The sequence below is a fragment of the Xenorhabdus sp. TH1 genome (assembly GCF_037260955.1).
In the GTDB taxonomy this organism is placed as follows: Bacteria; Pseudomonadota; Gammaproteobacteria; order Enterobacterales; family Enterobacteriaceae; genus Xenorhabdus; species Xenorhabdus griffiniae.
Map to the genome: position 1 here is coordinate 1,309,533 of NZ_CP147734.1, position 23,110 is coordinate 1,332,642.

The 23,110-nt window shown below is 42.0% G+C and carries 27 protein-coding genes, 1 tRNA gene and 5 pseudogenes; 20 read left to right on the forward strand and 13 right to left on the reverse strand.

Annotated elements, in window-relative coordinates:
- Window positions 1–162: 162 nt before the first annotated feature.
- The gene (locus tag WDV74_RS05725; protein ID WP_338885546.1) at window positions 163–936 is read left to right on the forward strand and encodes an N-acetylmuramoyl-L-alanine amidase; all 774 of its coding nucleotides are present in this window, start codon (window positions 163–165) and stop codon (window positions 934–936) included.
- A 1,229-nt stretch (window positions 937–2,165) separates the two neighbouring features.
- The gene (locus WDV74_RS05730) at window positions 2,166–2,600 is read left to right on the forward strand and encodes a lysozyme (RefSeq protein ID WP_338885086.1); all 435 of its coding nucleotides are present in this window, start codon (window positions 2,166–2,168) and stop codon (window positions 2,598–2,600) included.
- A 221-nt stretch (window positions 2,601–2,821) separates the two neighbouring features.
- On the opposite strand, the gene WDV74_RS05735 is transcribed toward WDV74_RS05730, so the two are convergent.
- Both WDV74_RS05735 and WDV74_RS05740 read right to left on the reverse strand, forming a co-directional pair.
- Window positions 2,822–3,217: a VOC family protein gene (locus tag WDV74_RS05735; protein ID WP_338885087.1), complete on the reverse strand. Its 396-nt coding sequence runs from the start codon at window positions 3,215–3,217 to the stop codon at window positions 2,822–2,824.
- Between the two features lie 250 nt (window positions 3,218–3,467).
- Complete coding sequence (locus tag WDV74_RS05740; RefSeq protein ID WP_338885088.1) at window positions 3,468–4,061, reverse strand: lytic polysaccharide monooxygenase; 594 nt, start codon at window positions 4,059–4,061, stop codon at window positions 3,468–3,470.
- A 440-nt stretch (window positions 4,062–4,501) separates the two neighbouring features.
- On the opposite strand from WDV74_RS05740, the gene aac(3) reads away from it, so the two are divergent.
- The 5 genes and pseudogenes from aac(3) to WDV74_RS05765 all read left to right on the forward strand — a co-directional run.
- Window positions 4,502–5,323, forward strand: a complete 822-nt coding sequence (gene aac(3) / locus WDV74_RS05745) for an aminoglycoside 3-N-acetyltransferase (protein ID WP_338885089.1) — start codon at window positions 4,502–4,504, stop codon at window positions 5,321–5,323.
- Window positions 5,324–5,480: 157 nt separating this feature from the next.
- A pseudogene (locus WDV74_RS05750) lies at window positions 5,481–5,702 on the forward strand (hypothetical protein); the annotation flags it as partial.
- Window positions 5,699–6,043, forward strand: coding sequence for a hypothetical protein (locus tag WDV74_RS05755; protein WP_338885090.1), 345 nt, complete (start codon window positions 5,699–5,701; stop codon window positions 6,041–6,043). The pseudogene WDV74_RS05750 and the gene WDV74_RS05755, both read left to right, overlap by 4 nt.
- Window positions 5,997–6,443, forward strand: a complete 447-nt coding sequence (locus tag WDV74_RS05760) for a hypothetical protein (protein WP_338885091.1) — start codon at window positions 5,997–5,999, stop codon at window positions 6,441–6,443. Before WDV74_RS05755 ends, WDV74_RS05760 begins: the two co-directional genes overlap by 47 nt.
- Window positions 6,444–6,578: 135 nt before the next feature.
- A pseudogene (locus tag WDV74_RS05765) lies at window positions 6,579–6,938 on the forward strand (DUF2612 domain-containing protein); the annotation flags it as partial.
- A 113-nt stretch (window positions 6,939–7,051) separates the two neighbouring features.
- Here the strand turns inward: WDV74_RS05765 and WDV74_RS05770 are convergent.
- Window positions 7,052–7,612, reverse strand: coding sequence for an IS982 family transposase (locus tag WDV74_RS05770; protein WP_338885092.1), 561 nt, complete (start codon window positions 7,610–7,612; stop codon window positions 7,052–7,054).
- 437 nt (window positions 7,613–8,049) lie between these two features.
- On the opposite strand from WDV74_RS05770, the gene WDV74_RS05775 reads away from it, so the two are divergent.
- From WDV74_RS05775 to WDV74_RS05785, 3 genes and pseudogenes are all read left to right on the forward strand, one after another.
- Entirely contained in the window at window positions 8,050–8,826 is a 777-nt protein-coding gene (locus tag WDV74_RS05775; protein ID WP_338885093.1) for an MW1434 family type I TA system toxin, read from the forward strand.
- 304 nt (window positions 8,827–9,130) lie between these two features.
- A pseudogene (locus tag WDV74_RS05780) lies at window positions 9,131–9,963 on the forward strand (transposase).
- Entirely contained in the window at window positions 9,881–10,114 is a 234-nt protein-coding gene (locus tag WDV74_RS05785) for a hypothetical protein (protein WP_338885635.1), read from the forward strand. The pseudogene WDV74_RS05780 and the gene WDV74_RS05785 overlap by 83 nt, the downstream one beginning before the upstream one ends.
- A gap of 2 nt (window positions 10,115–10,116) precedes the next feature.
- Here WDV74_RS05785 and WDV74_RS05790 read toward each other — a convergent pair whose 3' ends face one another.
- Window positions 10,117–10,491 carry a transcriptional regulator gene (locus WDV74_RS05790; protein WP_338885094.1) on the reverse strand — a complete coding sequence of 125 codons (375 nt, stop codon included), beginning with the start codon at window positions 10,489–10,491 and terminating at the stop codon, window positions 10,117–10,119.
- Window positions 10,492–10,494: 3 nt separating this feature from the next.
- A complete protein-coding gene (locus WDV74_RS05795; protein WP_338885095.1) occupies window positions 10,495–10,797 on the reverse strand; it encodes a type II toxin-antitoxin system HigB family toxin in 303 nt (100 codons plus the stop codon).
- A gap of 86 nt (window positions 10,798–10,883) precedes the next feature.
- On the opposite strand from WDV74_RS05795, the gene WDV74_RS05800 reads away from it, so the two are divergent.
- The 6 genes and pseudogenes from WDV74_RS05800 (at window position 10,884) to WDV74_RS05825 (ending at window position 13,763) form a co-directional block, all read left to right on the forward strand.
- Window positions 10,884–11,936, forward strand: a complete 1,053-nt coding sequence (locus tag WDV74_RS05800; RefSeq protein ID WP_338885096.1) for a DNA circularization N-terminal domain-containing protein — start codon at window positions 10,884–10,886, stop codon at window positions 11,934–11,936.
- Window positions 11,917–12,258 (forward strand): annotated as a pseudogene (locus WDV74_RS05805) (phage tail protein); the annotation flags it as partial. The gene WDV74_RS05800 and the pseudogene WDV74_RS05805, both read left to right, overlap by 20 nt.
- Window positions 12,259–12,416: 158 nt before the next feature.
- Window positions 12,417–12,602 carry a hypothetical protein gene (locus WDV74_RS05810; RefSeq protein ID WP_338885097.1) on the forward strand — a complete coding sequence of 62 codons (186 nt, stop codon included), beginning with the start codon at window positions 12,417–12,419 and terminating at the stop codon, window positions 12,600–12,602.
- A 45-nt stretch (window positions 12,603–12,647) separates the two neighbouring features.
- Window positions 12,648–12,854 (forward strand): hypothetical protein, encoded by a 207-nt coding sequence (locus WDV74_RS05815; protein WP_338885636.1) that lies wholly within the window; start codon window positions 12,648–12,650, stop codon window positions 12,852–12,854.
- Window positions 12,781–13,428: a hypothetical protein gene (locus tag WDV74_RS05820; RefSeq protein ID WP_338885098.1), complete on the forward strand. Its 648-nt coding sequence runs from the start codon at window positions 12,781–12,783 to the stop codon at window positions 13,426–13,428. The genes WDV74_RS05815 and WDV74_RS05820 overlap by 74 nt, the downstream gene beginning before the upstream one ends.
- Before the next feature lie 125 nt (window positions 13,429–13,553).
- On the forward strand, window positions 13,554–13,763 hold the full coding sequence (locus tag WDV74_RS05825; protein WP_338885547.1) for a tail fiber assembly protein: 210 nt from the start codon (window positions 13,554–13,556) through the stop codon (window positions 13,761–13,763).
- Between the two features lie 48 nt (window positions 13,764–13,811).
- Here WDV74_RS05825 and WDV74_RS05830 read toward each other — a convergent pair.
- The 3 genes and pseudogenes from WDV74_RS05830 to WDV74_RS05840 all read right to left on the reverse strand — a co-directional run.
- A pseudogene (locus WDV74_RS05830) lies at window positions 13,812–13,889 on the reverse strand (tail fiber assembly protein); the annotation flags it as partial.
- 58 nt (window positions 13,890–13,947) lie between these two features.
- Window positions 13,948–14,229, reverse strand: coding sequence for a helix-turn-helix domain-containing protein (locus tag WDV74_RS05835; RefSeq protein WP_338885099.1), 282 nt, complete (start codon window positions 14,227–14,229; stop codon window positions 13,948–13,950).
- Complete coding sequence (locus WDV74_RS05840; RefSeq protein ID WP_338885100.1) at window positions 14,226–14,546, reverse strand: type II toxin-antitoxin system RelE/ParE family toxin; 321 nt, start codon at window positions 14,544–14,546, stop codon at window positions 14,226–14,228. The genes WDV74_RS05835 and WDV74_RS05840 overlap by 4 nt, the downstream gene beginning before the upstream one ends.
- Window positions 14,547–14,924: 378 nt before the next feature.
- Between WDV74_RS05840 and WDV74_RS05845 the strand changes: the two genes are divergently transcribed.
- A complete protein-coding gene (locus WDV74_RS05845) occupies window positions 14,925–15,158 on the forward strand; it encodes a hypothetical protein (protein WP_338885101.1) in 234 nt (77 codons plus the stop codon).
- Here WDV74_RS05845 and WDV74_RS05850 read toward each other — a convergent pair.
- From WDV74_RS05850 to WDV74_RS05860, 3 genes are all read right to left on the reverse strand, one after another.
- Window positions 15,137–15,213 (reverse strand) — tRNA-Pro (locus WDV74_RS05850). The genes WDV74_RS05845 and WDV74_RS05850 overlap by 22 nt on opposite strands.
- A gap of 75 nt (window positions 15,214–15,288) precedes the next feature.
- On the reverse strand, window positions 15,289–17,028 hold the full coding sequence (gene yejM / locus WDV74_RS05855; protein WP_338885102.1) for an LPS biosynthesis-modulating metalloenzyme YejM: 1,740 nt from the start codon (window positions 17,026–17,028) through the stop codon (window positions 15,289–15,291).
- A gap of 30 nt (window positions 17,029–17,058) precedes the next feature.
- Complete coding sequence (locus WDV74_RS05860; protein WP_338885103.1) at window positions 17,059–17,286, reverse strand: YejL family protein; 228 nt, start codon at window positions 17,284–17,286, stop codon at window positions 17,059–17,061.
- Window positions 17,287–17,561: 275 nt separating this feature from the next.
- Between WDV74_RS05860 and yejK the strand changes: the two genes are divergently transcribed.
- Window positions 17,562–18,566 (forward strand): nucleoid-associated protein YejK, encoded by a 1,005-nt coding sequence (gene yejK / locus WDV74_RS05865; RefSeq protein WP_338885104.1) that lies wholly within the window; start codon window positions 17,562–17,564, stop codon window positions 18,564–18,566.
- 81 nt (window positions 18,567–18,647) lie between these two features.
- Here the strand turns inward: yejK and rplY are convergent, their stop codons facing one another.
- On the reverse strand, window positions 18,648–18,929 hold the full coding sequence (gene rplY, locus WDV74_RS05870; RefSeq protein WP_338885105.1) for a 50S ribosomal protein L25: 282 nt from the start codon (window positions 18,927–18,929) through the stop codon (window positions 18,648–18,650).
- Between the two features lie 178 nt (window positions 18,930–19,107).
- Complete coding sequence (locus WDV74_RS05875; RefSeq protein WP_338885548.1) at window positions 19,108–20,865, reverse strand: DEAD/DEAH box helicase; 1,758 nt, start codon at window positions 20,863–20,865, stop codon at window positions 19,108–19,110.
- A 270-nt stretch (window positions 20,866–21,135) separates the two neighbouring features.
- On the opposite strand from WDV74_RS05875, the gene rsuA reads away from it, so the two are divergent.
- Together rsuA and WDV74_RS05885 are read left to right on the forward strand one after the other, a co-directional pair.
- The gene (rsuA, locus tag WDV74_RS05880) at window positions 21,136–21,843 is read left to right on the forward strand and encodes a 16S rRNA pseudouridine(516) synthase RsuA (protein WP_338885106.1); all 708 of its coding nucleotides are present in this window, start codon (window positions 21,136–21,138) and stop codon (window positions 21,841–21,843) included.
- A gap of 34 nt (window positions 21,844–21,877) precedes the next feature.
- Window positions 21,878–23,068: a Bcr/CflA family multidrug efflux MFS transporter gene (locus WDV74_RS05885; RefSeq protein WP_338885107.1), complete on the forward strand. Its 1,191-nt coding sequence runs from the start codon at window positions 21,878–21,880 to the stop codon at window positions 23,066–23,068.
- Window positions 23,069–23,110 lie beyond the last annotated feature (42 nt).

Here is a 23,110-nt window from a genome sequence, read left to right on the forward strand (position 1 = left end):
GGACATATCGCTCATCGCGACGGTATGTCCATATCCCCACTTGCCTTCTTCACGATATTCCGAAAATAAATAAACAAAACCTTTATTGCCATGTTTGTTCCTTTTATGCTGTTGGTAACAGCGGATTAGAACACACATCAAAACAAATGAAGGAGAACAATGATGTATAAAATTGATTATAATTCATATCGTTCAACCAAAAGTTTTAACAGACGCTCCCGCTTTTTAGTTATGCACTATACTGCTTTGAACTTTGAGAAATCTATTCAGGCATTGACTGGGGATCTTGTCAGTGCTCACTATCTCATCCCAAATCCAGATGATCCGACTTACCAGGCTGCTGGATTTGATAAAGTTCGCATATTCAATTTGGTTGATGAACTTGAAAGGGCCTGGCATGCAGGAATAAGTCGTTGGGATGGGCGAGAAGGGCTGAATGACACATCCATAGGTATTGAGATTGTGAATGAGGCGAGTGATGATGGCGGTGTTTTTACTTTCCCTCCTTATCATCCTGAGCAAATTACTGCAATCAAAGAACTAGCCACCAATATTTTACAACGTTACCCGGATATTAAACCGACTCATGTTGTAGGGCATTCAGATATTGCATGGCAAAGAAAGACCGATCCAGGCCCATATTTCCCGTGGAAAGAATTATATGATGCGGGGATTGGGGCATGGTATGACGAAGGAACTAAGCAAAAATATATTGAACAATTCGGGCATTGTCTGCCTGATGTTGCCAAGATTTTAGAAAAGTTCAAGCGTTATGGGTATGACATCACTGGGGCAGAAAAAGAAGAAAATTTTCAATCTTTAATTAAAGCATTTCAAATGCACTTCCGTTCGTCTTATTATGACGGTGTACCAGATATAGAAACCATCGCCATTTTATATGCCTTGGTTGAAAAATACGTTGATAATAAATCCTGATTTCTGATGGATATCAAATTGCAGCTCATTAATCGGGTTGCAATTTGGAAGATAAAGAAAATATAACTTAATTTAAAGCATATTTAGGGTTTTTTATAATCACAGGCATAAGAAAATTATGCCTGTGATTATGTCATCTGTCAGCGTTTATGCAGAGATCACACGTGTATGATTAATGCAATGCGCTATAATTTTATAAAGATAGACAAAATATAAAAGACCAAATGTAATAAAAGAGAGAATAGCCCAAATCACAACATATCCAATTATTTGGACTAAATTGATATCGCAATTTAATTTGCCTATAATTTGTCCGCTATCTCGATCGATAACATGTGTCTTACTAATGATAAATCGAGTCATATAGTAGGGAAACACGAAGGCACCTAACCCTAATGTAAATAAAATAATCAGGAACCAGATGACGAGATGTAAAATAATCTCAAGTATCCCTAATTCTGATTTTAACTTCAGACTACGAAAGTCTATCGAATTCATCGTATTCTCCTGATGTTTAAATAAATACGGCAAGCTAGTCAACATAGACATTTCATGAACACTATACCTTCATTTTGCCTTTACAAGTTGCTGCTTTGTTGGCTGTTCTTGCGCCTGATAACATATTCAATAAGTTGGCTATTATCTCAGCTGCTTAGGAATATTGTCTTGCCGCAGTATTACGACTTGAAATTTATTAGGCATATAAGACAAATTTTTCAGAACAGAAGTTCAATGAACAGTGTGTAAATAATGAAATAGGCAAGAAAGCATTTATCTTAGGGCTATAGTGACGATAAAAAAGCCAGTTTTCGGCTGGCTTGTTTTTTTATATTTTAGCAGCTCTTACATAAAACGAGTTGCTGATAACCGGATAACAACGCAGTGTACGTTTGAGAGGAAAGATTTTACAGATTTCATGATGATTTCCTTTGAGGAATTGAGGGTTATAAATTGTGATTTACTTCACGAAAATCTAAATTCTGAGGAGGATTTTATGCTCAAAAGCGAAAGAGTCAAGATATTTATTAAAATATTTTTTTAAAAATTAAAAAAATTTTGTAAAAAATAATAATTTGTTGATATTTAAAGTATTATTTTTTATTTTGTAGAGATTTCATCACTCAGTGTAATTGTAGCTTTTCTGATTGTTTTTTCATCTACACTTGATCTCAGGATTGTTTTTTAGACCAAAATAACTTTGATGCTCAATCTGGTAGTGGGAAAAATGAATGAAAATCAGTGAAGACGGCATTAATAAACTTAAAAGTTACGAAGGTTTGAAATTGAAAGCGTATCCAGATCCTGCCACTGGAGCAGAACCGTGGACAATTGGATATGGTCATACAAAAGGAGTAAAGCCTGGACAAGTGATAACTATGCAACAGGCTGAGGAATATTTGCATCAAGATCTTATCTCGGTTTATGCAGCCATTCAGCGATTAGTTAAGGTGCCTCTAACACAAGGACAATTTGATGCGTTATGCTCGTTTATTTTTAATTTAGGGATCGGTAATTTTGCTCATTCAACATTATTGAAAAAATTGAATACAGGTGATTACCAAAGTGCAGCAAAGGAATTTGTGAAATGGGATCGTGCCGATGGGAAAGCGTTGGCAGCTTTGCGTATGCGAAGGGAATCTGAGCAGAAAACATTCTTATCGTAACATGATCAAATAAACATGATGGTTATGGTGATTCTTTTAGGCTATCAGAAATAAAAAATATACTAATCTAAAAGATGCGTATGATTTCTCCCCGTTAAGCGGGGAGAAACCACGTTTCATATCGTGTAGTAAATTGCAACTTGAAGTTTAATGCGTATAGAAGTCTAATTAGATTATTACTAATAGCCTAATGAATAAATAATCAACCGTAAAATAAATAACTAAATCTCTGAAGTACCATGTTGTAATACAACACGATAACCATCGATATCTTCGAACGTTTTTCCGTTCTTATCCCAATAAGGATTATAAGAAGGAACGAGAATAAATCCGGCATTTTGCATTGATTTTATATGCTCTTGCCATTCAAATTCATCTTCTATATAAAATACTAATAAATTATCTTTAGTTGGGGCTTTACCAACATGTGTATTGTGGTGATGAGTGAATTCAAGATGCCAGGAATGGTTGGGATGTCCTAACATAATACCATCAAAACCATCGTGATCTTTAAATTCTCCTAGAGTGATAAAATCTAAGCCATGACAATACATTTCTGCAATTTTAGTAAGATTATCTGTTGGTCTGGCAATTCTAAGAATAGTTGATTTTTTCATATTTTCCTATTGAATAGCGCTGTGTTAGGTGAATATATCTTACCTGAAGAGTGTTTTAATTTTTTAGAAAAAAGTGCTGGACACTTTCCAGCACTTTTTGTGTTCATATAATATCTTATATACCAATCCAACTTCAAATTGCAGCTTGCAAATCAATGTGATTGTTTATATCTCCCCTTGTAGCGGGGAGATATAAGACGAATCTTGAAAGACGATTGGTATAAATAAAATGTCAGTTTAATTAAAAATATTATTTAATATCAACATCAATAACTTGATAGAAAGCATTGGTGGTATCAGCAATTGTCCATACACCGAGAATAACATGATAGCCTGAGCGATCAGGAATATCACAGTTCAATGAGACAGTTTGGCCTGGCCTTTTTCCATTATCAAAGCGCTCACAGAAGGGTTTTAGATCAAATTGAGCACGTGTTAGAGATTTGTTTGGATCCCAGTCAGGCTTGGTAATATAGAATTGCCATGAAGTGGTGCTATGCCGGGCTGTTATTGTCCATTTAAATTGGTTAATTCCTTTATTGATAGTGACGTGATGCCAGCGATCTGTACTTTGTTCATTGAGTTGTTTGAACTGACCAACACCAGCACTAGCGATTTGTCCGTCCGGTGGCCCTCCTTGAGGGAAGCCTTTGGGGCCTTCAACCGATTGTGGTTCATACGTGACAGGCCCACAGTTTTTATTGATGCTTTTTTTGCATAAAAGTGCCCTGCTTGGTGGTGTGTCGATATATCCATGATTGTAATCTGGGTCAGCAATACTAGAGAATGGGATAGCACCAAAGGCTGTCAATCCCACTAAAAGTAGAGACTTTTTAATATTCATAATGAATTTCCTATTTTTTCCTTACTTAACTGTAAAATAAGTGAATTTACTTTCTTATTATTATATTAATCATTAATGAAATTTAAATTTCTTATAAAGGAAGCGAACAGAAGTATTTATAACAAAATTAGTTAATTATAAATACTTAATTTATGATAGAGGTATTCCAGAAAGATATTGTTGAGAGATATCATTGCTATCATTGCCGTTGACCCTGATACGATTACAGATAGTAGGAAAATATTTTTTTATAAAATTTTCAACGACAAAAATCCCTCCCTGAATCCAGGGAGGGGAAGAGCGAAATAAGAAGCAAATGAGGGTGTACTAAATAAGTAGGATTTTAGTACACCTAAATAAGGTAGCCCTAAATGGAAGAATATGCAATAAACCAAACTTAAACAAAGAGTGAGGCAATAAATCAACATAGGATTAGATATATGATTAAAGTGGGTGAAGATCATTATTGGGTAAAATCGATGTTAGTTCAGCAGCTACAGAAGATAGGCATAAAACAAGGTGATGTGGTTATGGTCCATGTTGCTATGCGATCTGTTGGCAATTGTTTGAATGGTGCAGATGATCTTATCCAAGCTATTTTAACGGTCTTGGGCGTTGAAGGCGTATTATTGTGTTATACGAATTGGGAACAAAATTATGAAGATAGTTTGGACGTAAATGGTGATATCCCATCAGAATTAAAATCTGAAATCATGCCATATGATCGATCATGTTCACGAGCAAGCAAAGATCATGGTGTATTTGCTGAGTGTGTCAGGACAACCAAAGGAGCTATTAGAAGCCAAAACCCTGGTGCTTCCGTCGTCGCTATTGGAAATAATGCTGAGTATTTCGTAGAGAATCATTCATTAGATTATGGTTATGGTAATGATTCACCATTTGCAAAATTGGTAGAGCGTCAGGGAAAAATTCTTATGATTGGCGCTCCATATGAAACCATGAGCCTTTTGCATCATGCTGAACATTTGGTAAATATTCCCAACAAGCGTATTAGAAAAATGGAGATCCCATTATTGCAAAATGACCAAGTAGAATGGGTGGTATTAGAGGAGTTTGATACTGTAGATCCTGTTTGTGAACGATTTAATCAAGGTTATTTTAAAGATATTGTTGAACATTTTTGCCATGAGCATTCAGACGTTGTGATTGAAGGCACCATTGGATCTGCTAATACACTGCTTGTGCCTGCTAGAGAGATATTGGATTATGCAGTACATTGGATGGAGAATTATCGGTTTTGAAATCAATTCAAAAAAATATATCAATGCCTACAAACTCACCTGAAAACATCTTTTTTTGATCAAAAGCAGCGTCTTTTTGTTCTGAAAATGTATAGAAAAGAATAAATAAGCATTATTTTAATAAATTTTAATTTGAAATTTCCATCGACCATTTTTTTCGCTGCACAGCGATAAAGCGGTGCTGGACATGCCGAAATTGGAAGTGAACGCCCCAGAAACGATTTTCACCGGTAATGTCACCATCAATGGCAATCACTCCGTCAAGGGTAACAGCGAGTCGTCCAGTGGCACATTGCGCCATAATGGGCGTAATATCGGTGATACCCATCAGCACAGCGGCGTACAGACTGGCGAGGGTCACATAGGAGCGCCGTTATGATCACCTTTTCCGTGGATGCCAATAATGACCTGATGCTGGGCGATGATGGCAATTTGTCGCTATGCAAAAACGCCCAAGCGGTCAAAAATCTCTGTATTCACTACGCCCGTGCCCTGCGCGGGGAAATGCTGCACAACGTGGATAAAGGGCTACCGTACTGGAAAACCGTTTTCAGGCGACAGGCCGATATTCCGCTGTTTGAAGCGGCGTTTCGCGAGCGGATGCAGGAAGTCAATGGTGTTGAGGAAGTGGTGTCGTTTCAGGTGGAACTTCGGGATAACGAACTGCGTTATCTTGCGACGATCCACTCCGTTTACGGGAGTTTTACGTTCAATGGCTGATTATCACTACATTACCCGACAGGGTGTGATTGTACCGGACACGGCAGATTTGCGTCAGGGGGTGGAAAAGGACTTTTACGCCGCCTTCGGGCAGGACATCGATCTGTCACCAGAAACCCCACAAGGGGCGCTAGTGACGATGGAAATTGAAAACCGAGATGCGATGGTACGTAACAATGCGGAACTGGCGAACCAGATTAATCCTGATATTGCGGGCGGTATTTTTTTGGATGCAATCTGGGCGTTGATGGGGGCAGTTGTTTTGCGGCGATTCGCTCGATGCTTAGCAATGTGGAATTCGGCGGTGTGCCTGATACCGTTATTCCAAAAGGGTCACAGGCGTCCGGTTTTAAACGCTCAGCACGTTGATTATTGGCAAAGACGGCAAAACCACTGGTGATATGCAGGCGATTGAACCGGGTCACGTGGAATGCAAAACCGAACACTTTGAACGGATCGTCAGTTCGGTGTTGGGTTAGGAAACGATGCGAAATCCTACTCATGCCATGGTCGGGCGGGAAGTGTCACCGTTTGAAATTTCCGCCGAAACAGCGATTACACCCTGCACCTGACTACCGACCAGAAACGGCTGATTATTCGCATGCGTTACTTCAACTTGACGCAAAGCCCGACAGTCACGAATATTAACCACTTTTTACAACGCTTCTTCTGGCGTGACGACAGCAAAGTGTTTGTGCTCGATCCGCTCGACATGACCTTTATGTATTATGTCTTCAATTTCAAACCTGGCGAACAGTTACGGGTCTTACTCGAAAAATTCGATCTGATGCCACGCCCATCCGGAGTCGGCGTTAAATACCGCATCGTCACCAAAAAAGCCTTCGGTTTTGGCAGAAAACATACCAACTATTTACGCGGTAATTTTGGCACTTAAGTCAATGCGTCTGTGTTTCATTATGACCTGCTGCCAGAATAAATTTTGTTACTGCAAGACAGTCTGTTAAGTGCCATTCTCAGAAAACAAAAATGCAACAAGATGAATTAACCTCAACTTTGTTTAAGCATCACTATTTTCTTTACCGGCTGACGATCGTCAACATTTCCCGGTGTTAATTTAACGGATAAAATCTCACCGCAATCATCAATAATCAGATGGAGTTTAAAGCCATAGAACCACCCTGTGCTGGTTTTTCCTCGCTGCGCGACACCCTCAAAAACTTTATGACGAGAAATACGTAGGTTATGGCAAACCGCGATTTTAGTGGAATCGATAAAGGCAATGCCGTGTGATTTTTGTTGGCGTGAAGAAAGGAAAGCGCATAACGGAATAAGGGCTCTTTTCTTCAATGTTATTATTCGATTGTAGCCCACCAGACTGGGGAAACCTGCTTTGAGGTATTGCTGCACATACTCAGTATAAAACGCGTTAAAATGACGATAATGGCTCATGTGAAATAAAATGAGGAGAGTCATTATTTCGCTGAGAGACAGGGAAGTGGCGCGATGACGCTTGAGCTGATTATTCTCAATGAGCTGTTGTTCCCAAAGGGGAATAAATTTTTGGCAAAAGTCATCGACGCAACAGAAAAGTTCTTCTAAAGTAGTCATAGCCTGAGGATCCCCACGATTTTGTTTTCTAAGCAAAAACTTTGATCGTGCCTCAGGCACTTAGTTCCCTTTTGCCTTTCCTTTCTTAAGCGAAGTTTAGGTTTATTAGCTTTTCTCGACAGATGGGAAACAGTGACACAGTGTTATCATCTGGTTTGCTAATTTCAGACATTTTACCTCGCCATCGTGCGGGCTTTTTTATTGCCCTGTATTCAATAAAGGGTATTTATCAGCACTAAACTTCAAATTTACACCCCAACAGATTACTGACTTAGTGAATAGTTATATTTTATAATGCAATACCCTATATTAATGCGTATTAATCATTGTGATACTGCATCTCATTGAGATAAAAATCTGACTTAAGTAATATTAACTGGCTGGTTAGCAGTAGATGAAATGACCTTAAACTTTAACGATAAATAAGTGAGGAAATGATGTCTGACGTTAATAAGCTGGATAGTACACAGTGTTCGTTCGATCCTGAACAATACCAATATAAGAAGACGATTGATGTCGAAGTTGACAATGTGGCACCAGACGGTTCTTTTCCGTGGGCGTTAATTCAAGTATATGTCGGGAAATTAGTTCGCCGTAATGGTTGGGATGCACAAGTTGAATATATAAAACTCCTTCCTGCTTCAACAGAAAATAATACTCTGCCTCAGATCGAAGTGACAGATAAAGAAGGGACGACACCTTGGCAACCCATACAAGAAGACATGATAGCTTGTGATTGGAAGTTGCTAGAGTCAGTGTGTCCAGAAGATAATATGCTGGAGTTTGATCTTGAAATAGGGGTTGGTGGTAGTGATCTGAACTGGGGATATCTTGCTGACGATGAGTTTGTACCTACCGGTGAGCATCCTTTCGGTACATTGACTAACCTCCAAAATAAAACAGATATTAAGACATTTTCATATTTCGTAGGGTGGAATAATGATGAGCAATTAATTGATGTTAGAGTCTCTTCTGGTAACAATCAAGAAGGTTATCAGAAAATGAAGGAATTATTTGGAAAAGATCTCACTGTAATTGCCAATGGTGTACCTTATTCTCTTGGGCGTGCCACAGAAGGCAATCTACCTGGACAAAAAAAATACGAGTTTGTTGGGCGGTATTTTTACGGTAATGCCGGTAATGCAATAAAACTTAATACTCTCCTGAAACAAAACGTAGGTAATACATTGCATTTTTGCTTCCACTGGAAATAATCCCAAATCTACACCTTGAATTCAAGCCTCGCGAGTGCGAGGCTTTTTCATATCTACCAGTAGTCAACTCAGAGTTGACTACTAGATCGGGGTCAGGCAGCGCCTTGCATCATAGTTAAATCAGTGTGTTAGATGGGATTTTATTCAACTACCGAGGATTTTCAGGTAGTTCAAAATCCTGCACGTTCGGGATGTTTAGGGGAATATTTCAATTCCCCCGAATTCGAGGGAATCTAGTACTACAGCCGTGATCCGTATTGTGTCATGATGATTCTTTTCTTCCTCACACCAAGGGAGGTGTCCTATGACCTCACCTGTCAATCTCTGGAAACAGGAGCTACGAGGCCTGCATTCCCGTCTGGCTCCGCTGTTTCACTCTGTAGGCTCTCAACACCGTTGCCTGGCTTATCTTCGCGGACTGCTCAGTGAGCGACCCTCGATATCTTACGCGATGATGTGACTGAACATCTGGGTGATGAGCAAGGTATCCTCATCATCGATGAAACCGGTTTTGTCAAAAAAGGGCGCCACTCGGCCGGAATACAGCGTCAATACAGTGGTACTGCTGGGCGCATTGAAAACAGTCAGATAGGCGTCTTCCTGTGTTACGCCGGCAAGGGCGGCCATGCCTTTCTTGATCGAGCCTTATACCTGCCCGAACAGTGGGCTGAGGACCGGCCTCGCTGTGCGGCCGCGGGCATCCCTGACTCCAGTCTGACGCCTGACGATTGGGAAACCCAGTCCGCAGGGTTAGGGACAAAGGGAGAGCGTTGGTATGACTGGGCACGGATCCCGCTCTGGCGTCTGCAGATAAGTGAAGAGGAACGGCGTTATGGTCATTATCTGCTGGTCCGGCGTAGCCGGGATGAAAAGCAAGAACGGGCTGACTATGTGGTGTATGCCCGCAGAGACCAGGCTGACCTCAAGGCACTGGTTCAGGCGGCCGGACATCGTTGGGAAATTGAGAGCGGTTAAGGCGAGTGTGGGCTGGATCACTACGAAGTCCGGCAGTGGCAGAGTTGGTACTGGCATATTACGCTGTCGTTATTGGCCCATGCGGTCCTGGCTGTTTTGCGAATACAGGAGAAAAAAAACACCGGAGGAGCTGATAGCCCTGAGCGTATCGGAACTGCGTAATCTGCTGTCAAAACTGATGAAAAAGACAATGGAAACCGTCGAACAGATTTTATCTTGGTCAGATTGGCGACGACGACATCAGTACCGCGCACAACAATGTCATTATCGTCGCCGGGATAACCCTCTTATCCCAGAGCCATTACGGCTGTAGTACTAGGGGGCTATTTTGGTTGGCTTTATCAAAACATCTGCGGGAATACCGAACATGCAATGTAGGTTGCGGATCATGGGTAATGTCAGGTTACGCTTACGGTTCAAAACTTCATAAACGCGGTTCGATTTGCCGATAGCGGGTTCCAAATCTTTAACCGTCAGACCGGATTGCTCCATTCTGAACTTGATAGCCTCAATGGGGTCTGGCGGGTCTATTGGATAATGCTCGGATTCATAGGCTTCGATTAGCAGCATCATGACCTCCATAAAATCAAATTCAGGTGTGCCAATTTCGGGTTGGTTATCGAATAATGGCGCAATGACTTTCAGTGCGTCCTGATAGTCTTGCTCTGTTCTAATGGGTTTAATGTTCATTATTTACTCCGGCTCTACAGTGTTGGCATCTACAGCATCATATTGTTTATGTGTACCTATAAATTTGATGTACACCCAGCCCGCGGGATAAAAGATGGAAACTATCAGGCGGTAATCGTTCCCTTTGATGTTAAATACCACACGATTGTTTTTCAGTATGCTCGCATTGCGATATTGAGCCTTGATGTCAGCAGGTGTCTTCCAGGAGGCTTTTTTAGCCTCATCGAACCAAGCTCTTAGTGGTTGTTCTGCGTCGGGGTGTTTTTCCCAAAACGCTTTCAGTGATGCAACGGATATTATTTTCATAATTCAATCATAGTCCCGCTGTGGGACTTACGCAAGTGACAGTAAAATTTTTTATTCAAAGAGGGTTCATATGGCCTTTATTAAAGATGCCATTTCTTCCCTACTGGGGGGGCAGCGATACGTCATGGAACTGGGTTGAGTATTTGTGCCCAGCGTCATTTCGTGGTGTACCATTTGCCGTCATATCCGGTGAAAGTGTATTTGGTCGGCGTCAGGCTGTACATGAATATCCCTACCGCGATACAGCATGGATTGAAGATCTAGGTCGGGCAACCCGTAGGATTACTCTGCGTGGTTTTATTATTCAGGATAGCGTGATCTATAACGCACCGGATGTCATTACCCAACGTAAAAATCTGGTCGCGGCCTGTGAGACGGGTTCAACAGGCACGTTGGTACATCCGACGCTGGGCGAACTGACGGTCAGTGTGACGGAGAGCGGGTTACGCATGACGGAGAGCGTGGAATCAGGGCGGGTATTTGAGTTCACGTTGACGGTAATTGAATCCGGATTGATGGTTTTTGCTATTACTAATAGCACTAAATCCGCTACTGAGGTTTCAAAAAACTGGCTGCGAACGTTTACTACCACAGCAGCAAAATATATCGCGATGGTGAGGGGCGAGATTCGCTCGATAGTGCAGGGGGTTAATACCATCAAACAAACCATCAACCAGTGGATAGGTATGGTAACCGGTGTTATTGACGAAGTAACCAATTTCAGCGATATGCTGAAAAACACCTTTGGACTCAAACGGTATGGACGTTATCAGAGAGGGAAACTGGGTGGTACAGTATCGGGCGCAACAGGAATTCGCTCACTGGATGATGAACCTCGTAATGATGTGACGCTCATCAAAAAAAATACGGCTGAGATGGTGATGAGCCGTAAGGCCATTTTTGACAGCATTGAAAAATTAGCGACTGCGACGACCATAGAGGCAATCAGTGAATCGGTTGGTCAAGTGGTAAATGTGATTATCCAGTCCGCTGGTAGCACTGAGGGAAAAATTGCTATTTTTGAAAAACTCACTACGTTCAAAAACGCTCGTTATCATCAGGGGGCAGCCGAACAATATGTGACCGAAATGACGGTGTTGTTGTTAGTGACGTTGTCCGCGGGCGCAATATTTGGTTGATTGCTCAGCTAAATGGCCACAAAACGTCATTACCTCAGCGACGGCACTACAAATCGCCCAGAAACTGGCGAAATGGTACGGCATTGAGGTGACCTCCGACGTGACTGATATGAAATCCGTGCCGCAATTTACCCTGAACTGGGGGGAATCCTCGCAGGAAATCATTGATCGCATCACACGCTGGTCAGCTCTGCTCTATTACGACACGCCGGACGGTAATTTATTTTTGACTCGTGTCAGTGACAAATTGGCGGCCAGCGGTGTTGCGCAGGGAAAAAATATCGAATTAGCTGATTATCAGTCATCGATGAATGAACGGTTTTTCATTGCGGCAAAAATCCGTTGTTTCTAAATTGCTGCGAACGGGCGGCCAGTCGAATGAGTATTTTATTGGTTTAGCGGCTGAGCTGGGATTTAAAATAACGATCACCGAATTTAGGCAGGCGCGCGCGGGCATGTCCGCATGTGGGACTGCGATTAATGGCGATGACTAGCCGTTTGTCTGGCGTATTAATGCGCCAACAACAACAATTAATTACGCCGTTGCAGGTGGGAGTTATTGCGGTGACCCATTGCGTTCGTGGGGAAATAAAAAACTCGAATGCCAATTCCGAAAAATTAGTCCATCTCATACCATTCTACAATTTGGTTATAACCATTAATTAATAATCAACTCAATTTATTATCACCTTAACTGAATGAGGATTTTCTATGCAAAAAATAGGTGACGTGACAAACACCGCTGACAGCAATGGTGAATTCACGAATGGGAATGTGGCCGCAGGTGTACCACCGACGTTGTTAGAGGCACCGTGGTTTAATAGCGTCCAGCGAGAAATCATTAATGCATTGGCAGCGGCTGGCGGAAAATGCCTACCCCAAAACAGGCGGCATGGTGGGCGGCTCCGTCTCTGCTGAGGGTGAAATCACAGGAAACAATATCGTCCGCGCCAGCGGCAGTGCATCAACGGTTGAATTAAACGCATCGTACCCCCAACCACAGCTAACCAGCCGCGTTGGAAATAACGCGTGGTTTCACGCCCGTATTCCACAAAAAAACGGCACTCTGGCCTGTTTGGATGATATACCCGCACCAACCCGTATCGTGCAGTCAACTGGCACTGCAACAGATGTGGTGATGAGTCAAAAATCCACAACTGACGCCATTTTTGCTCATGGCGTCGGATACGCACAGTCGTGGGTTCATGTGACAACGAGTCGGGTGATTGGCGCGTGGTACGTCAATGATACAAACAGACCCATATTTGTTGTTATATCGGTATCCCGCGACGCTCGCGAGGGGACAGAACAGTCGACTGCGAACATTTCGTTTAAACAGGGCGGGGCTGTTATACATATTCCTCTGGTTAGAGGGGCCAATAGTGGCGGCGCTCAGCGCGGGGTAGGCAGTGCACTCATACCTGTCGGTGCGGCCTATTCAGTGATGACGGAATTTGGTAATAAAATTACAAATTGGCGGGAGTTGCGATAACAATGACAATGATGAAATATTTCAAATCAATTGATAATCAGGTATATGGATATACTGCAGACGGCTCTTAGGACGCGTGGGTTAAACCAGATTTAATTCCAATTACTGAGGCTGAGGCTATCGCCATCACCAATCCGCCTCCGACGCCAGAACAGCTACAGCAGCGGGCTGAATCGGAAAAACGTTATCGCATGTTACACGCTATAAACGCCATAGCCCCACTCCAATATGCTGTCGATCTCCAGATGGCAACGGATACGGAACAGAGCAAACTGACGGAATGGAAACGGTATTGTGTCCTCCTGAACCGCGTAGACTGTAGCACCAAACATTGACTGGCCTAAAGCGCCAGAATAACAATCAGGGGCTGTGTACCCCTACCATTATTTCGGCTGTTCCGGCCATGGGATATCGGGGGCGGTCGAGCAATCCACCCGATTGAGTAGCACCCGATATTTACGCCGATAAATTTTTAATGTAATTCCACGCTAGATTGACACATGAGCCGCGTAATGCGGCTTAACTATTGCGCCGGTAGCTGAAATCGAGCTGAAAACCGCAGGCTTTTGCATAATTTACCAGCGTGCTCAACGTTGGGTTGCTTTTTCCTTTTTCCAGTCGGGAAATGTTACTTTCTTTGGTTCCCATTCGATCAGCAACTTGCTGTTGAGTTAATTTCGCCTCAGTGCGCATACCAAGCAATGTGTTGATGAGTTCAAACTCATCATTTAACTCATCATAAGCCTGTTTCACTTCTGGGTTTTGTAATGCTTTAGCTTTAAGGGATTGTAATTGATTCATTTTTTCACCTCTTTCATACGGCTTTTGGCTAAGTCTAAATCTTTCTTAGGTGTTTTTTGGCTCTTCTTAACAAAAGCATGGAGAATGTAGATATTTGAGCCATCAAGGTAACAGAACAAGCCTCGACTAATTCCTTCCTGAGCTTTTGCTCGTACTTCAAACAAGCCATTACCCATAGGTTTAGTATGTGGAGATCCAAGGTTAGCACCATGTTGTTCCATTAATTCGAGCAGCTTTAGCATTCTTGCTTGAATCTTAGGAGGCATATCCAGAATGCTATCCATTACTCCATGGTAAAAATCAATATTCCAGCTCATGTCTGCCTTTTTGTATTTATCATATATGATAGATGTTCAGGGTTCAATATTGGCTTATCATTTATGATAAGATTTAACTTATCGTATATGATAGATTACATTGAGTCAACTTAGTGATGAAAACACTTGGTATGAAATAGGGATCGCTGCATCATGTTGTTTATAGATTGGCTTAAATCACTGTGTCGTTTTTGTGTCTCTGCTAACGACACACTAACGACAACCAAAGACATTGAAAGGCAATGAACGACACAAAACGCGATGCGAGCAAGGATAAATCTTTATATTTCAGAGTGATATTTTATGACTTACTTTCTTCTAAGCCGTAGGTCACAGGTTCGAATCCTGTAGGTGTCAAGGTCTATAGGGAAGATATCAATGAATATTTTTTCTAATGAATCTCAATCAGAAACTATCGAAAAAACAGCAAGAAAAAAGGTGCTTCAAACGCCTTTGAGCAATAACAAAACTCACTCCAGAGTTAGCCTGTGTTTATCATTTTTTGTCGGCCATTTTACCCCCATTTTACCCCAAGCAAATTTGGAGCATAAAAAAACCAACCCTAACAGGTTGGTTTTTCTAGGGAAATTTGGTCGGCATGATAGGATTTGAACCTACGACCCCCGACACCCCATGACGGTGCGCTACCAAGCTGCGCTACATGCCGATGACTTCTCGTATATTACCGTTTTTTATTTGCAAAGCAAGCCCCTAATTTAGTGAGTGCTTGATTTTTAAACGATTAGTTTGCTAAAAATCGTTTTACTTCCGTTAATATTTGTAACAATTGGGCAAGGTTTGGTTTGGCATCCTGAATTTCATTACCATCTAAATCATACAGATGATATTCTCCATTCTTGGAAAGATAGACAGTATGTTGGGCCATCGTAACAATTAATGAACCATTATCACCTGTAATAAGCCATGGATTTTCTCTTTGGGCATTAAAGAGATCTTCGCCTTGGGAATAATCTTCTGGAGAATTAGTAACGTGCAATAAACGGAGCATTAAGGTTGTCATGATATCTTGATGACTAGTCAATTTATCGATAGTTTGTGCCGGAGTGCCAGGCCATTGAATTATCAGGGGAACATGGATCTGTTCACGATTGAATTTGTCACCCGTAAACCATTTTGTTTTGTTACTTGTTGTGCCTTTACTCTGTTTAGCTGTAATCACAATGATTGTTTTATCTAAGTCACCTTTAGTTTCCAAGGCCTCTAAAACGTGGTTTATTTCAGTATCCAGCGCTTTCTTATCAAATTTTCCGGATGAAGGCATAAAGCCGTTAATATCTAGAAATGAGAACCATGGTGTGGAACCATTGCGCAGATCCAGCCATTGGCTCCATTGCGTCACCGTTAAGTTATCATTTTGCTTTTTAGTTTCTGGCAATGAATAGTCGGTCAGTATGGCCTGGCGATAAAGTGGTGTCTGAAATCCATCTGAAGAAAAAAGGCCAAATTGATACCCTTGATGTGTCAGAGCATCAATGAGCGCCGAGGATTTCCTGGCGTTAAGAATGCCGTCCAGATAACCCGATGATATGCCATAGAATAGACCAAACAATGCCGTGTCATCTTGAATGCCTGTGCTGAAATGTTGAGTGAACTGGATATTGTTTTTCGCGAAATGTTCCAGAGTTGGCATATCCTGGGTGATGTCTTGATAATCTAACCCATCCACGACAAGCAGAAGTAAGTTATAACCGCGCCCGGCATCCTGATAAGATAAATCGTTTAGCGGATAATTGACGCCCAAGGCTGTAGGATTACCTTGTTGGTTGATGCGGCGTTGAAATTCTTGCTTATCCAATAGGCCATGCTTTTCAAGGAACTTGCGGGCGGTCATTGGATAAGAAATAGGTAAGTTTGAGCGCTGCATAGTAATCGGGCGGTAGAAATTAGCATCTGCCCAGATGTACATGAGGTGCGAAGCGACAAAAGCAGTAATAAATACTGCGGCCAATGGCTTACCAAATCGTTGGCGGTTTAGGCTGCGTAACTTTTGCCAACTCCATGTACCAAAAAGCATCTGTATTAGAAAAATTAAAGGAATACAGATGAACATCAGTTGCCATTCCCTTGCTAACTCACCTTGTTCTGGGTTGGTGATTAAATCCCAAACCAATGGGGTTAAATGCAGGTGAAAGCGAATATAAACCGAGGAATCGAATATCAGTAGTGTTAAGCCTGCCGTTGCTAATGCGGCTGAAAGAAACCTCATTAGCCGTTGAGATATAACGATAAATGTCAGTGGGAATAGAATAAGTAAATAGATGGCAAAGACAATGAAACTGAAATGGCCGAGCCAACTGACCAGCGCGTAGATGCGACCAAACAGTGAACCCGGCCAGTCAGATGCAAATAGATAGCGACTGCCCAGCACAAGACTGAACATAATGTTGAACAGTGCGAACCAGTGTCCCCAACTGATCATCTGAGAAACTTTTTCGCGGTAATGCTGACAGCTAGTCACCATATTTTCTTTACGTCAACGTGTTAATGAAGATTAATGCGCTTTATCTTCGTTGATTGAAGATTGCAACGCGTGTGCGAACGAGTCTGCAATATGTCTGCGTTGTGCAGGAGTAATACTCGTATTGATCAAATTTGTGACCATATTACCCAAAACCATCAAGGTCAGGTCAGTTGGAGTATGGTCTTTCTCGAAAACATTTACTAATTCAGTTAATAAATGTTCAACTTTTTCATCGCTATAGCGAGATGACTGTGGCATAAATCATATCCTGGATGTACAAAGCCCCATATCTTACCGTATAGAGGGGGGATTTTCTGCTTTTTTTATGACAAATTACCTGTCTGCTGCCAGAGTTGTTGCAAATATTGAATATGTTGCATCATTTTATTCTTTGATATGTAGGATGTTGACAATTAAATGGCGAGTATTTTTCATCGCTTGGGTTTTTAGTTGCAGCAGAAAGATAACGATGTTTGAATACGCCGCTAACCGCGTGGCCCTATATGGCCAAAGCTGCAAAAGGAGTATAGATAATGAGCCTGGAAATTACCCAGATCGCGCTACATCGGTTGATTAAGCGTGATGAACAGACGTTGGAAGTGATTTTGCGTGATGCTTTGCTAGATACTAATCAAGTGGTTGAAGAGATGATGGTAGAGTTGCATCGTGTATATAGCGCGAAAAGTAAAGCTTACGGTTTGTTCAATGAAGAAAGTGAACTGGCGGGAGCACTCCGTCATCTACGTAAAGGAGATGACGACTTTCTCGGTTTTAGCCGGGCTGCAACTGTTCGCTTAAAAGATGAGCTGGCGAAGTATCCATTTGCAGAAGGGGGAACGGTATTGTTTTGCCAATATCGTTATCTTGCTGTGGAATATTTACTGATTGCTGTTCTTAACAGTTGTAACAGCACATCCGTCAACGATGAACTTGATGTAAATACAACGCAATATCTTGATATTCCTCATGCTGATATCATTGCAAGAATCGATCTAACTGAATGGGAAACCAATCCTGAATCCAGCCGTTATCTGACTTTTTTAAAAGGGCGGGTAGGGCGCAAGGTTTCTGACTTTTTTATGGATTTCCTGGCCGCCAGTGAAGGTATGAATGCCAAAGTTCAAAATAAAGGTTTGTTGCAGGCTTTAGATGATTATTGTGAATCGGCACAGTTAGATAAAAATGAACGCCAGGCTTATCGTCAGCAAGTTTATGGTTACTGTAATGAACAATTACAGGCAGGCGAGGAAATTAAGTTACAAGATTTAGCCCAAGAGTTACCCTCGTTAGATGGGCAAGATTTTCAGCAATTTTCGCAGGATAAGGGCTATGAATTGGAAGAGAGTTTTCCGGCTGATCGCGGAACATTGCGCCAATTAACGAAATTTGCCGGTAGTGGGGGAGGGTTAACCATTAATTTTGATGCCATGTTGATGGGAGAGCGAATTTTTTGGGACCCAGTCACAGATACATTGACGATTAAGGGAACGCCCCCGAATCTGCGTGATCAATTGCAACGTCATGGTGGTAATCGCTAGATTGGCCGCTGTAAAAATAAATAACGCCGCAATTGCGGCGTTATTTACTCGGCGTCCCGATAAAAGCTCGACTGTGGCTAATTAAGCACGCAGGAAATCGATGTGCGTCAGTTTAGGTTTAAACGGATGACGCTGTACTGCCTGCACTTTAACTTTAGTTTCTTTACCATCAACAACTAGGGTCAGAACTTCGTAAAATTCTGGCTTGCTTTCGTGGTTGATAACTGCATCGTGATCCAGTTCGATAGAAACTGGCTCTTGGTTACCACCATAGATGATTGCTGGAAACTTGTTAGCTTTACGCAGGCGGCGGCTCGCACCTTTGCCCTGCTCTTTACGTACTTCTGCATTAATAGTTAACATTATTTTTTCTCTGTAAAAGAAGAAAATAAACCCTGCTACAGGCGACCCAGCAGCAGGTTCGATACTTGGCTTAACATGTATTATTATGTTAGGCGGGCGGCATTCTAGCGAAAAACCGATATGACAGCAAATATAAATCTGTTTTCCAGTGAGTCAGTGGATGGTCTATCTGGCATATTTAATACAAGTCATCAGCCCGTCTAAATCGCCCTTGATAGTCAAAAATCTTTTCTCTAATTTGCCAAAATTGCTCTTTTTTACGTGCGACAACAAAATCAGGATGACGTAATAAAGAAAATTGATTAGCAACGTCTGCCGCTGCTCTCCAGTGAAAAACGGTTCCTGGTGCACGTTGATGTTGGCGAAGGAATTGCAGTTCAAACACTTTCTTTTGGGCTGAGGTTGATAAACGGAACAATTCAGATACGTCCGCACCATCTTCATCGTAATAGGTGATTTTTAACCATTCCCCTTTACTGTCGTGACCTGGTGTTAATTGCATACCACCACAACGTAGCACCAGGGCATCTTTTAGTTTTAAGGCTGCTTTCAGCATATCATCGGGATCGACGAGCACTTCTTCACAACGATGGCAGCGTCGAGCCGCGATATCGTTTTCTGCACCGCAATGAGGGCATGATTTAAAACGGAAACGGAAATCACATTGTTGACGTTTTCCATGTTCGTCTTCTTCCCAACCTTGGCAGCGTCGCCCAAAATGCTCAACGATCTCTCCATCTGTCGTGCATATCCCCCAGAAAGTATTCGCAAATTGACAGATAGGGCAAAATACTTGAACGGGTTGGCTTTGTGAGTTGGGTTTACTGTTACCGATTTCAGGCGTGTAAAGATCGTGGGGATTGCCTGCATAGTCCAAAATCAAGCAATCTTTTTTGTCAGGAAATAAACGTAAGCCGCGCCCGACGATCTGCTGATAAAGGCTGACCGATTCTGTTGGGCGCAATATGGCGATTAAATCGACATGAGGAGCATCGAATCCTGTTGTGAGTACGGCAACATTGACCATATAGCGAAGTTGCTGTTCTTTGAATGCCGTAATTAAGCGATCCCGTTCAGATGGTGGTGTCTCTGCGCTGACTAATGCGGCTTGTCCTGTAGGCAGCAATTGGAAGATTTCTTTGGCATGTTCGACTGTCGCGGCGAAAATCATCACACCTTTTCGATTTTGTGCATATTCAATGATCTGTCTAACGATATGAGGAGTGATACGCTTTTGGCGTTTAAGCTCCCGATTTAATTCCGCTTCATTGAATATCCCTTGCTGACTGGCTCGTACCTGACTGAAATCATATTGCATTATAGGCATGTCCAATCTTTCTGGAGAAACCAGAAAATGATGCTTAATCATATAACGCAATGGAAGATCATAAATACAATCGCGAAAAAAACTACGTTCATCACCACGGATCATGCCATGATAATGATAGTGATATATCCAGCCAGCACTAAGGCGATAAGGTGTTGCGGTTAAACCCAAGATGCGGATTTGGGGATTGTTTTTTCGAAGTTGTTGGATAATTTGTTGGTATTGGCTGTTCTCGTCATCACTGATACGGTGGCATTCATCGATGATTAACAGTGAAAAATGGTGGTCAAAGCAATCCAGGTTGCGGGCAATAGACTGAATACTGCCAAAAACCACTTTTCCTGTACTTTGTTTTTGATTTAGCCCTGCGGAAAAAATATCTGCATCCAATCCATAAGCACAATATTTGCTGTGATTCTGCGCAACAAGTTCTTTGACATGTGCCAGTACCAAAACACGGCCATGTGCCAGCTTTGCCAATTCCGCGATGACAAGGCTTTTACCTGCCCCTGTTGGTAAAACAATAACGGCGGGATCTCTGTGCTGGCGAAAATAGCGAATGGTCGCGTCTACCGCTTCTTGTTGATAAGGACGTAAAGTAAAAGTCATTTTTATGTTACTGTCACAAATATCAGGTAAAAGATAATTACGGTAGAGAATAACATTTTTCATTGAAGCCTGCCGTCGAGAAATCATTCATCATTATTTTTCTAGGATCAGGTGGGCTATAGCGTGTAACTTATTGTTGCTATAGTTACCGGCGTGATGATTTTTCTATAAATTATCTGTTTAATCTTGTATCCCAATAGTGGCCTTGAGGTTGTTCATAATATCAAGGGCATGTTCATCTGTGTTTATTTTTGTCAGGTACATCTATTCATGCGATTGGATAAATTTTTATCACAACAATTAGGTATTAGCCGCAACGATGTGGGGCGCGAATTGCGGGCAGGGCTAGTCACTGTCGATGATGAGATCATCAAAACAGGAGCCTATAAATTGAAGCCCGATCAGCAAGTTGCCTATGATGGTGCGATATTGCAACAACTCAATGGCCCTCGTTATTTTATGCTGAATAAACCCCAGGGATATGTATGTTCGACAGATGATCCGTCAAACCCGACAATTTTGTATTTTATCGACGAGCCTGTTGCCCATAAATTACATTCAGCAGGGCGTTTGGATATCGATACGACAGGGTTGGTTTTATTGACTGATGATGGTCAATGGTCACACCGTATTACATCCCCCAAACATCACTGCGAAAAAACGTATCTTGTGACGTTGGAACACCCTGTCTCTGGGGATACTGAGCAAAAGTTTCTGGCAGGGGTGCAGTTAAATGGAGAAAAAACACTGACAAAACCCGCACAAATGGAAATTATCGAGCCTCAACTTGTTCGTTTAACTATTAGCGAAGGACGTTATCACCAAGTAAAACGCATGTTTGCCGCAGTGGGGAATCATGTTGTTGCACTTCATCGGGAACGAATCGGCGAAATTTATCTCGATCCTGCCTTGGAGTCAGGAGAATATCGGGCGCTGACTGATAATGAAATCAACAGCATACAAATGCCAACCCCTTAATTTTTTATCCTTCAATTGATTCAGGAGTAACTGCGTGCAACAACAGCGTTCGTCCTATTTGGGATTAGTCTTGATCCTTGGTTTGCTTTCTATGTTAATGCCATTGGCAATTGATATGTATTTGCCGAGTATGCCAACGATTGCTGAGAATTTTGGTGTCAATGACGGTTTAGTTCAAATGACGCTGAGTAGCTATATTTTGGGCTTTGCTATTGGGCAAATGATTTATGGCCCAATGTCGGATAGTTTGGGACGTAAGCCCGTCATTTTGGGCGGTGTTATTGTCTTTGCTATCTCTTCTGCTGCATGTGCTTTAGCACAAGATATTGATACTTTTATTTCCATGCGCTTTTTACATGGATTTTCTGCTGCGGCTGCCGGTGTTGTCATCAACGCTTTGATGCGCGATAGATTCACAAAAGAGGAGTTTTCCCGCAGCATGTCTTTTGTGACATTGGTGATGATCATCGCCCCGTTATTGGCTCCCATGTTGGGTGGGATATTGATGGTATGGTTTAACTGGCATGCTATTTTCTGGTCGATTGCCCTGGTTGCAGTCATTACTGTTACCCTGGTGGCTCTCTTCATAGAAGAGACATTACCTAAAGAGAAAAGGCAAAAATTTAACTTAAAAACTACTGTAAGACAGTTCGTCATGCTGTTTCGGCAACGCCAGGTACTCTGTTACATCTTAGCGAGTGGTTTTTCCTTCGCGGGAATGTTTTCTTTTCTCAGTGTTGGTGCATTTGTATACATCAAACTGAACGGTGTACCTGCGCAGCATTTTGGTTACTATTTTGGGCTGAATATTATTTTTCTGTTCATCATGGCAACTATCAATAGCCAGTGCGTACGTAAATATGGTCCATTAAAAATGTTGCATATTGGCCTGTTTGTTCAATTTGTCATGGGCTTATGGTTGCTGTTTAGTACCCTGTTTGATTTGGGATTTATTTCTCTGGTGATGGGGGTTGCCATTTATATCAGCGGAATTTCCATGATTACGTCTAACACTATGGCTGTTGTGTTGGACGATTATCCCCATATGGCTGGAACAGTTTCTTCATTGGCCGGGACTATCCGTTTCGGTATTGCTGCATCGGTAGGTGCTATTTTGTCTTTATTGCCAGAAGAGAGTGCCTGGCCGATGGTAGGTTCAATGGCATTATGCGTGACATTAGCAATGATGCTGATTATCTATGCACGCGGTAAGTTGCATAAATAATCAGGGCATGTGCTGAGAATAATAATCTTAGATGTAAAATGG

Bases quoted from the DNA above. Each gene is read 5' to 3' on its own strand.
- rsuA (WP_338885106.1), top strand. From the start codon at position 21,136: ATGCGATTGGATAAATTTTTATCACAACAATTAGGTATTAGCCGCAAC.
- WDV74_RS05875 (WP_338885548.1), bottom strand. From the start codon at position 20,865: ATGACTTTTACTTTACGTCCTTATCAACAAGAAGCGGTAGACGCGACC.
- WDV74_RS05800 (WP_338885096.1), top strand. From the start codon at position 10,884: ATGCCATTTCTTCCCTACTGGGGGGGCAGCGATACGTCATGGAACTGG.
- WDV74_RS05725 (WP_338885546.1), top strand. From the start codon at position 163: ATGTATAAAATTGATTATAATTCATATCGTTCAACCAAAAGTTTTAAC.
- WDV74_RS05835 (WP_338885099.1), bottom strand. From the start codon at position 14,229: ATGAATCAATTACAATCCCTTAAAGCTAAAGCATTACAAAACCCAGAA.
- WDV74_RS05840 (WP_338885100.1), bottom strand. From the start codon at position 14,546: ATGAGCTGGAATATTGATTTTTACCATGGAGTAATGGATAGCATTCTG.
- WDV74_RS05795 (WP_338885095.1), bottom strand. From the start codon at position 10,797: ATGAAAATAATATCCGTTGCATCACTGAAAGCGTTTTGGGAAAAACAC.
- WDV74_RS05735 (WP_338885087.1), bottom strand. From the start codon at position 3,217: ATGAAAAAATCAACTATTCTTAGAATTGCCAGACCAACAGATAATCTT.
- rplY (WP_338885105.1), bottom strand. From the start codon at position 18,929: ATGTTAACTATTAATGCAGAAGTACGTAAAGAGCAGGGCAAAGGTGCG.
- WDV74_RS05820 (WP_338885098.1), top strand. From the start codon at position 12,781: ATGCATTGGCAGCGGCTGGCGGAAAATGCCTACCCCAAAACAGGCGGC.
- yejM (WP_338885102.1), bottom strand. From the start codon at position 17,028: ATGGTGACTAGCTGTCAGCATTACCGCGAAAAAGTTTCTCAGATGATC.
- WDV74_RS05770 (WP_338885092.1), bottom strand. From the start codon at position 7,612: ATGACTACTTTAGAAGAACTTTTCTGTTGCGTCGATGACTTTTGCCAA.
- WDV74_RS05755 (WP_338885090.1), top strand. From the start codon at position 5,699: ATGATCACCTTTTCCGTGGATGCCAATAATGACCTGATGCTGGGCGAT.
- yejK (WP_338885104.1), top strand. From the start codon at position 17,562: ATGAGCCTGGAAATTACCCAGATCGCGCTACATCGGTTGATTAAGCGT.
- WDV74_RS05740 (WP_338885088.1), bottom strand. From the start codon at position 4,061: ATGAATATTAAAAAGTCTCTACTTTTAGTGGGATTGACAGCCTTTGGT.
- WDV74_RS05815 (WP_338885636.1), top strand. From the start codon at position 12,648: ATGCAAAAAATAGGTGACGTGACAAACACCGCTGACAGCAATGGTGAA.
- WDV74_RS05785 (WP_338885635.1), top strand. From the start codon at position 9,881: ATGCGGTCCTGGCTGTTTTGCGAATACAGGAGAAAAAAAACACCGGAG.
- WDV74_RS05775 (WP_338885093.1), top strand. From the start codon at position 8,050: ATGTCTGACGTTAATAAGCTGGATAGTACACAGTGTTCGTTCGATCCT.
- WDV74_RS05730 (WP_338885086.1), top strand. From the start codon at position 2,166: ATGAAAATCAGTGAAGACGGCATTAATAAACTTAAAAGTTACGAAGGT.
- WDV74_RS05845 (WP_338885101.1), top strand. From the start codon at position 14,925: ATGAATATTTTTTCTAATGAATCTCAATCAGAAACTATCGAAAAAACA.
- WDV74_RS05860 (WP_338885103.1), bottom strand. From the start codon at position 17,286: ATGCCACAGTCATCTCGCTATAGCGATGAAAAAGTTGAACATTTATTA.
- WDV74_RS05790 (WP_338885094.1), bottom strand. From the start codon at position 10,491: ATGAACATTAAACCCATTAGAACAGAGCAAGACTATCAGGACGCACTG.
- WDV74_RS05810 (WP_338885097.1), top strand. From the start codon at position 12,417: ATGGCGATGACTAGCCGTTTGTCTGGCGTATTAATGCGCCAACAACAA.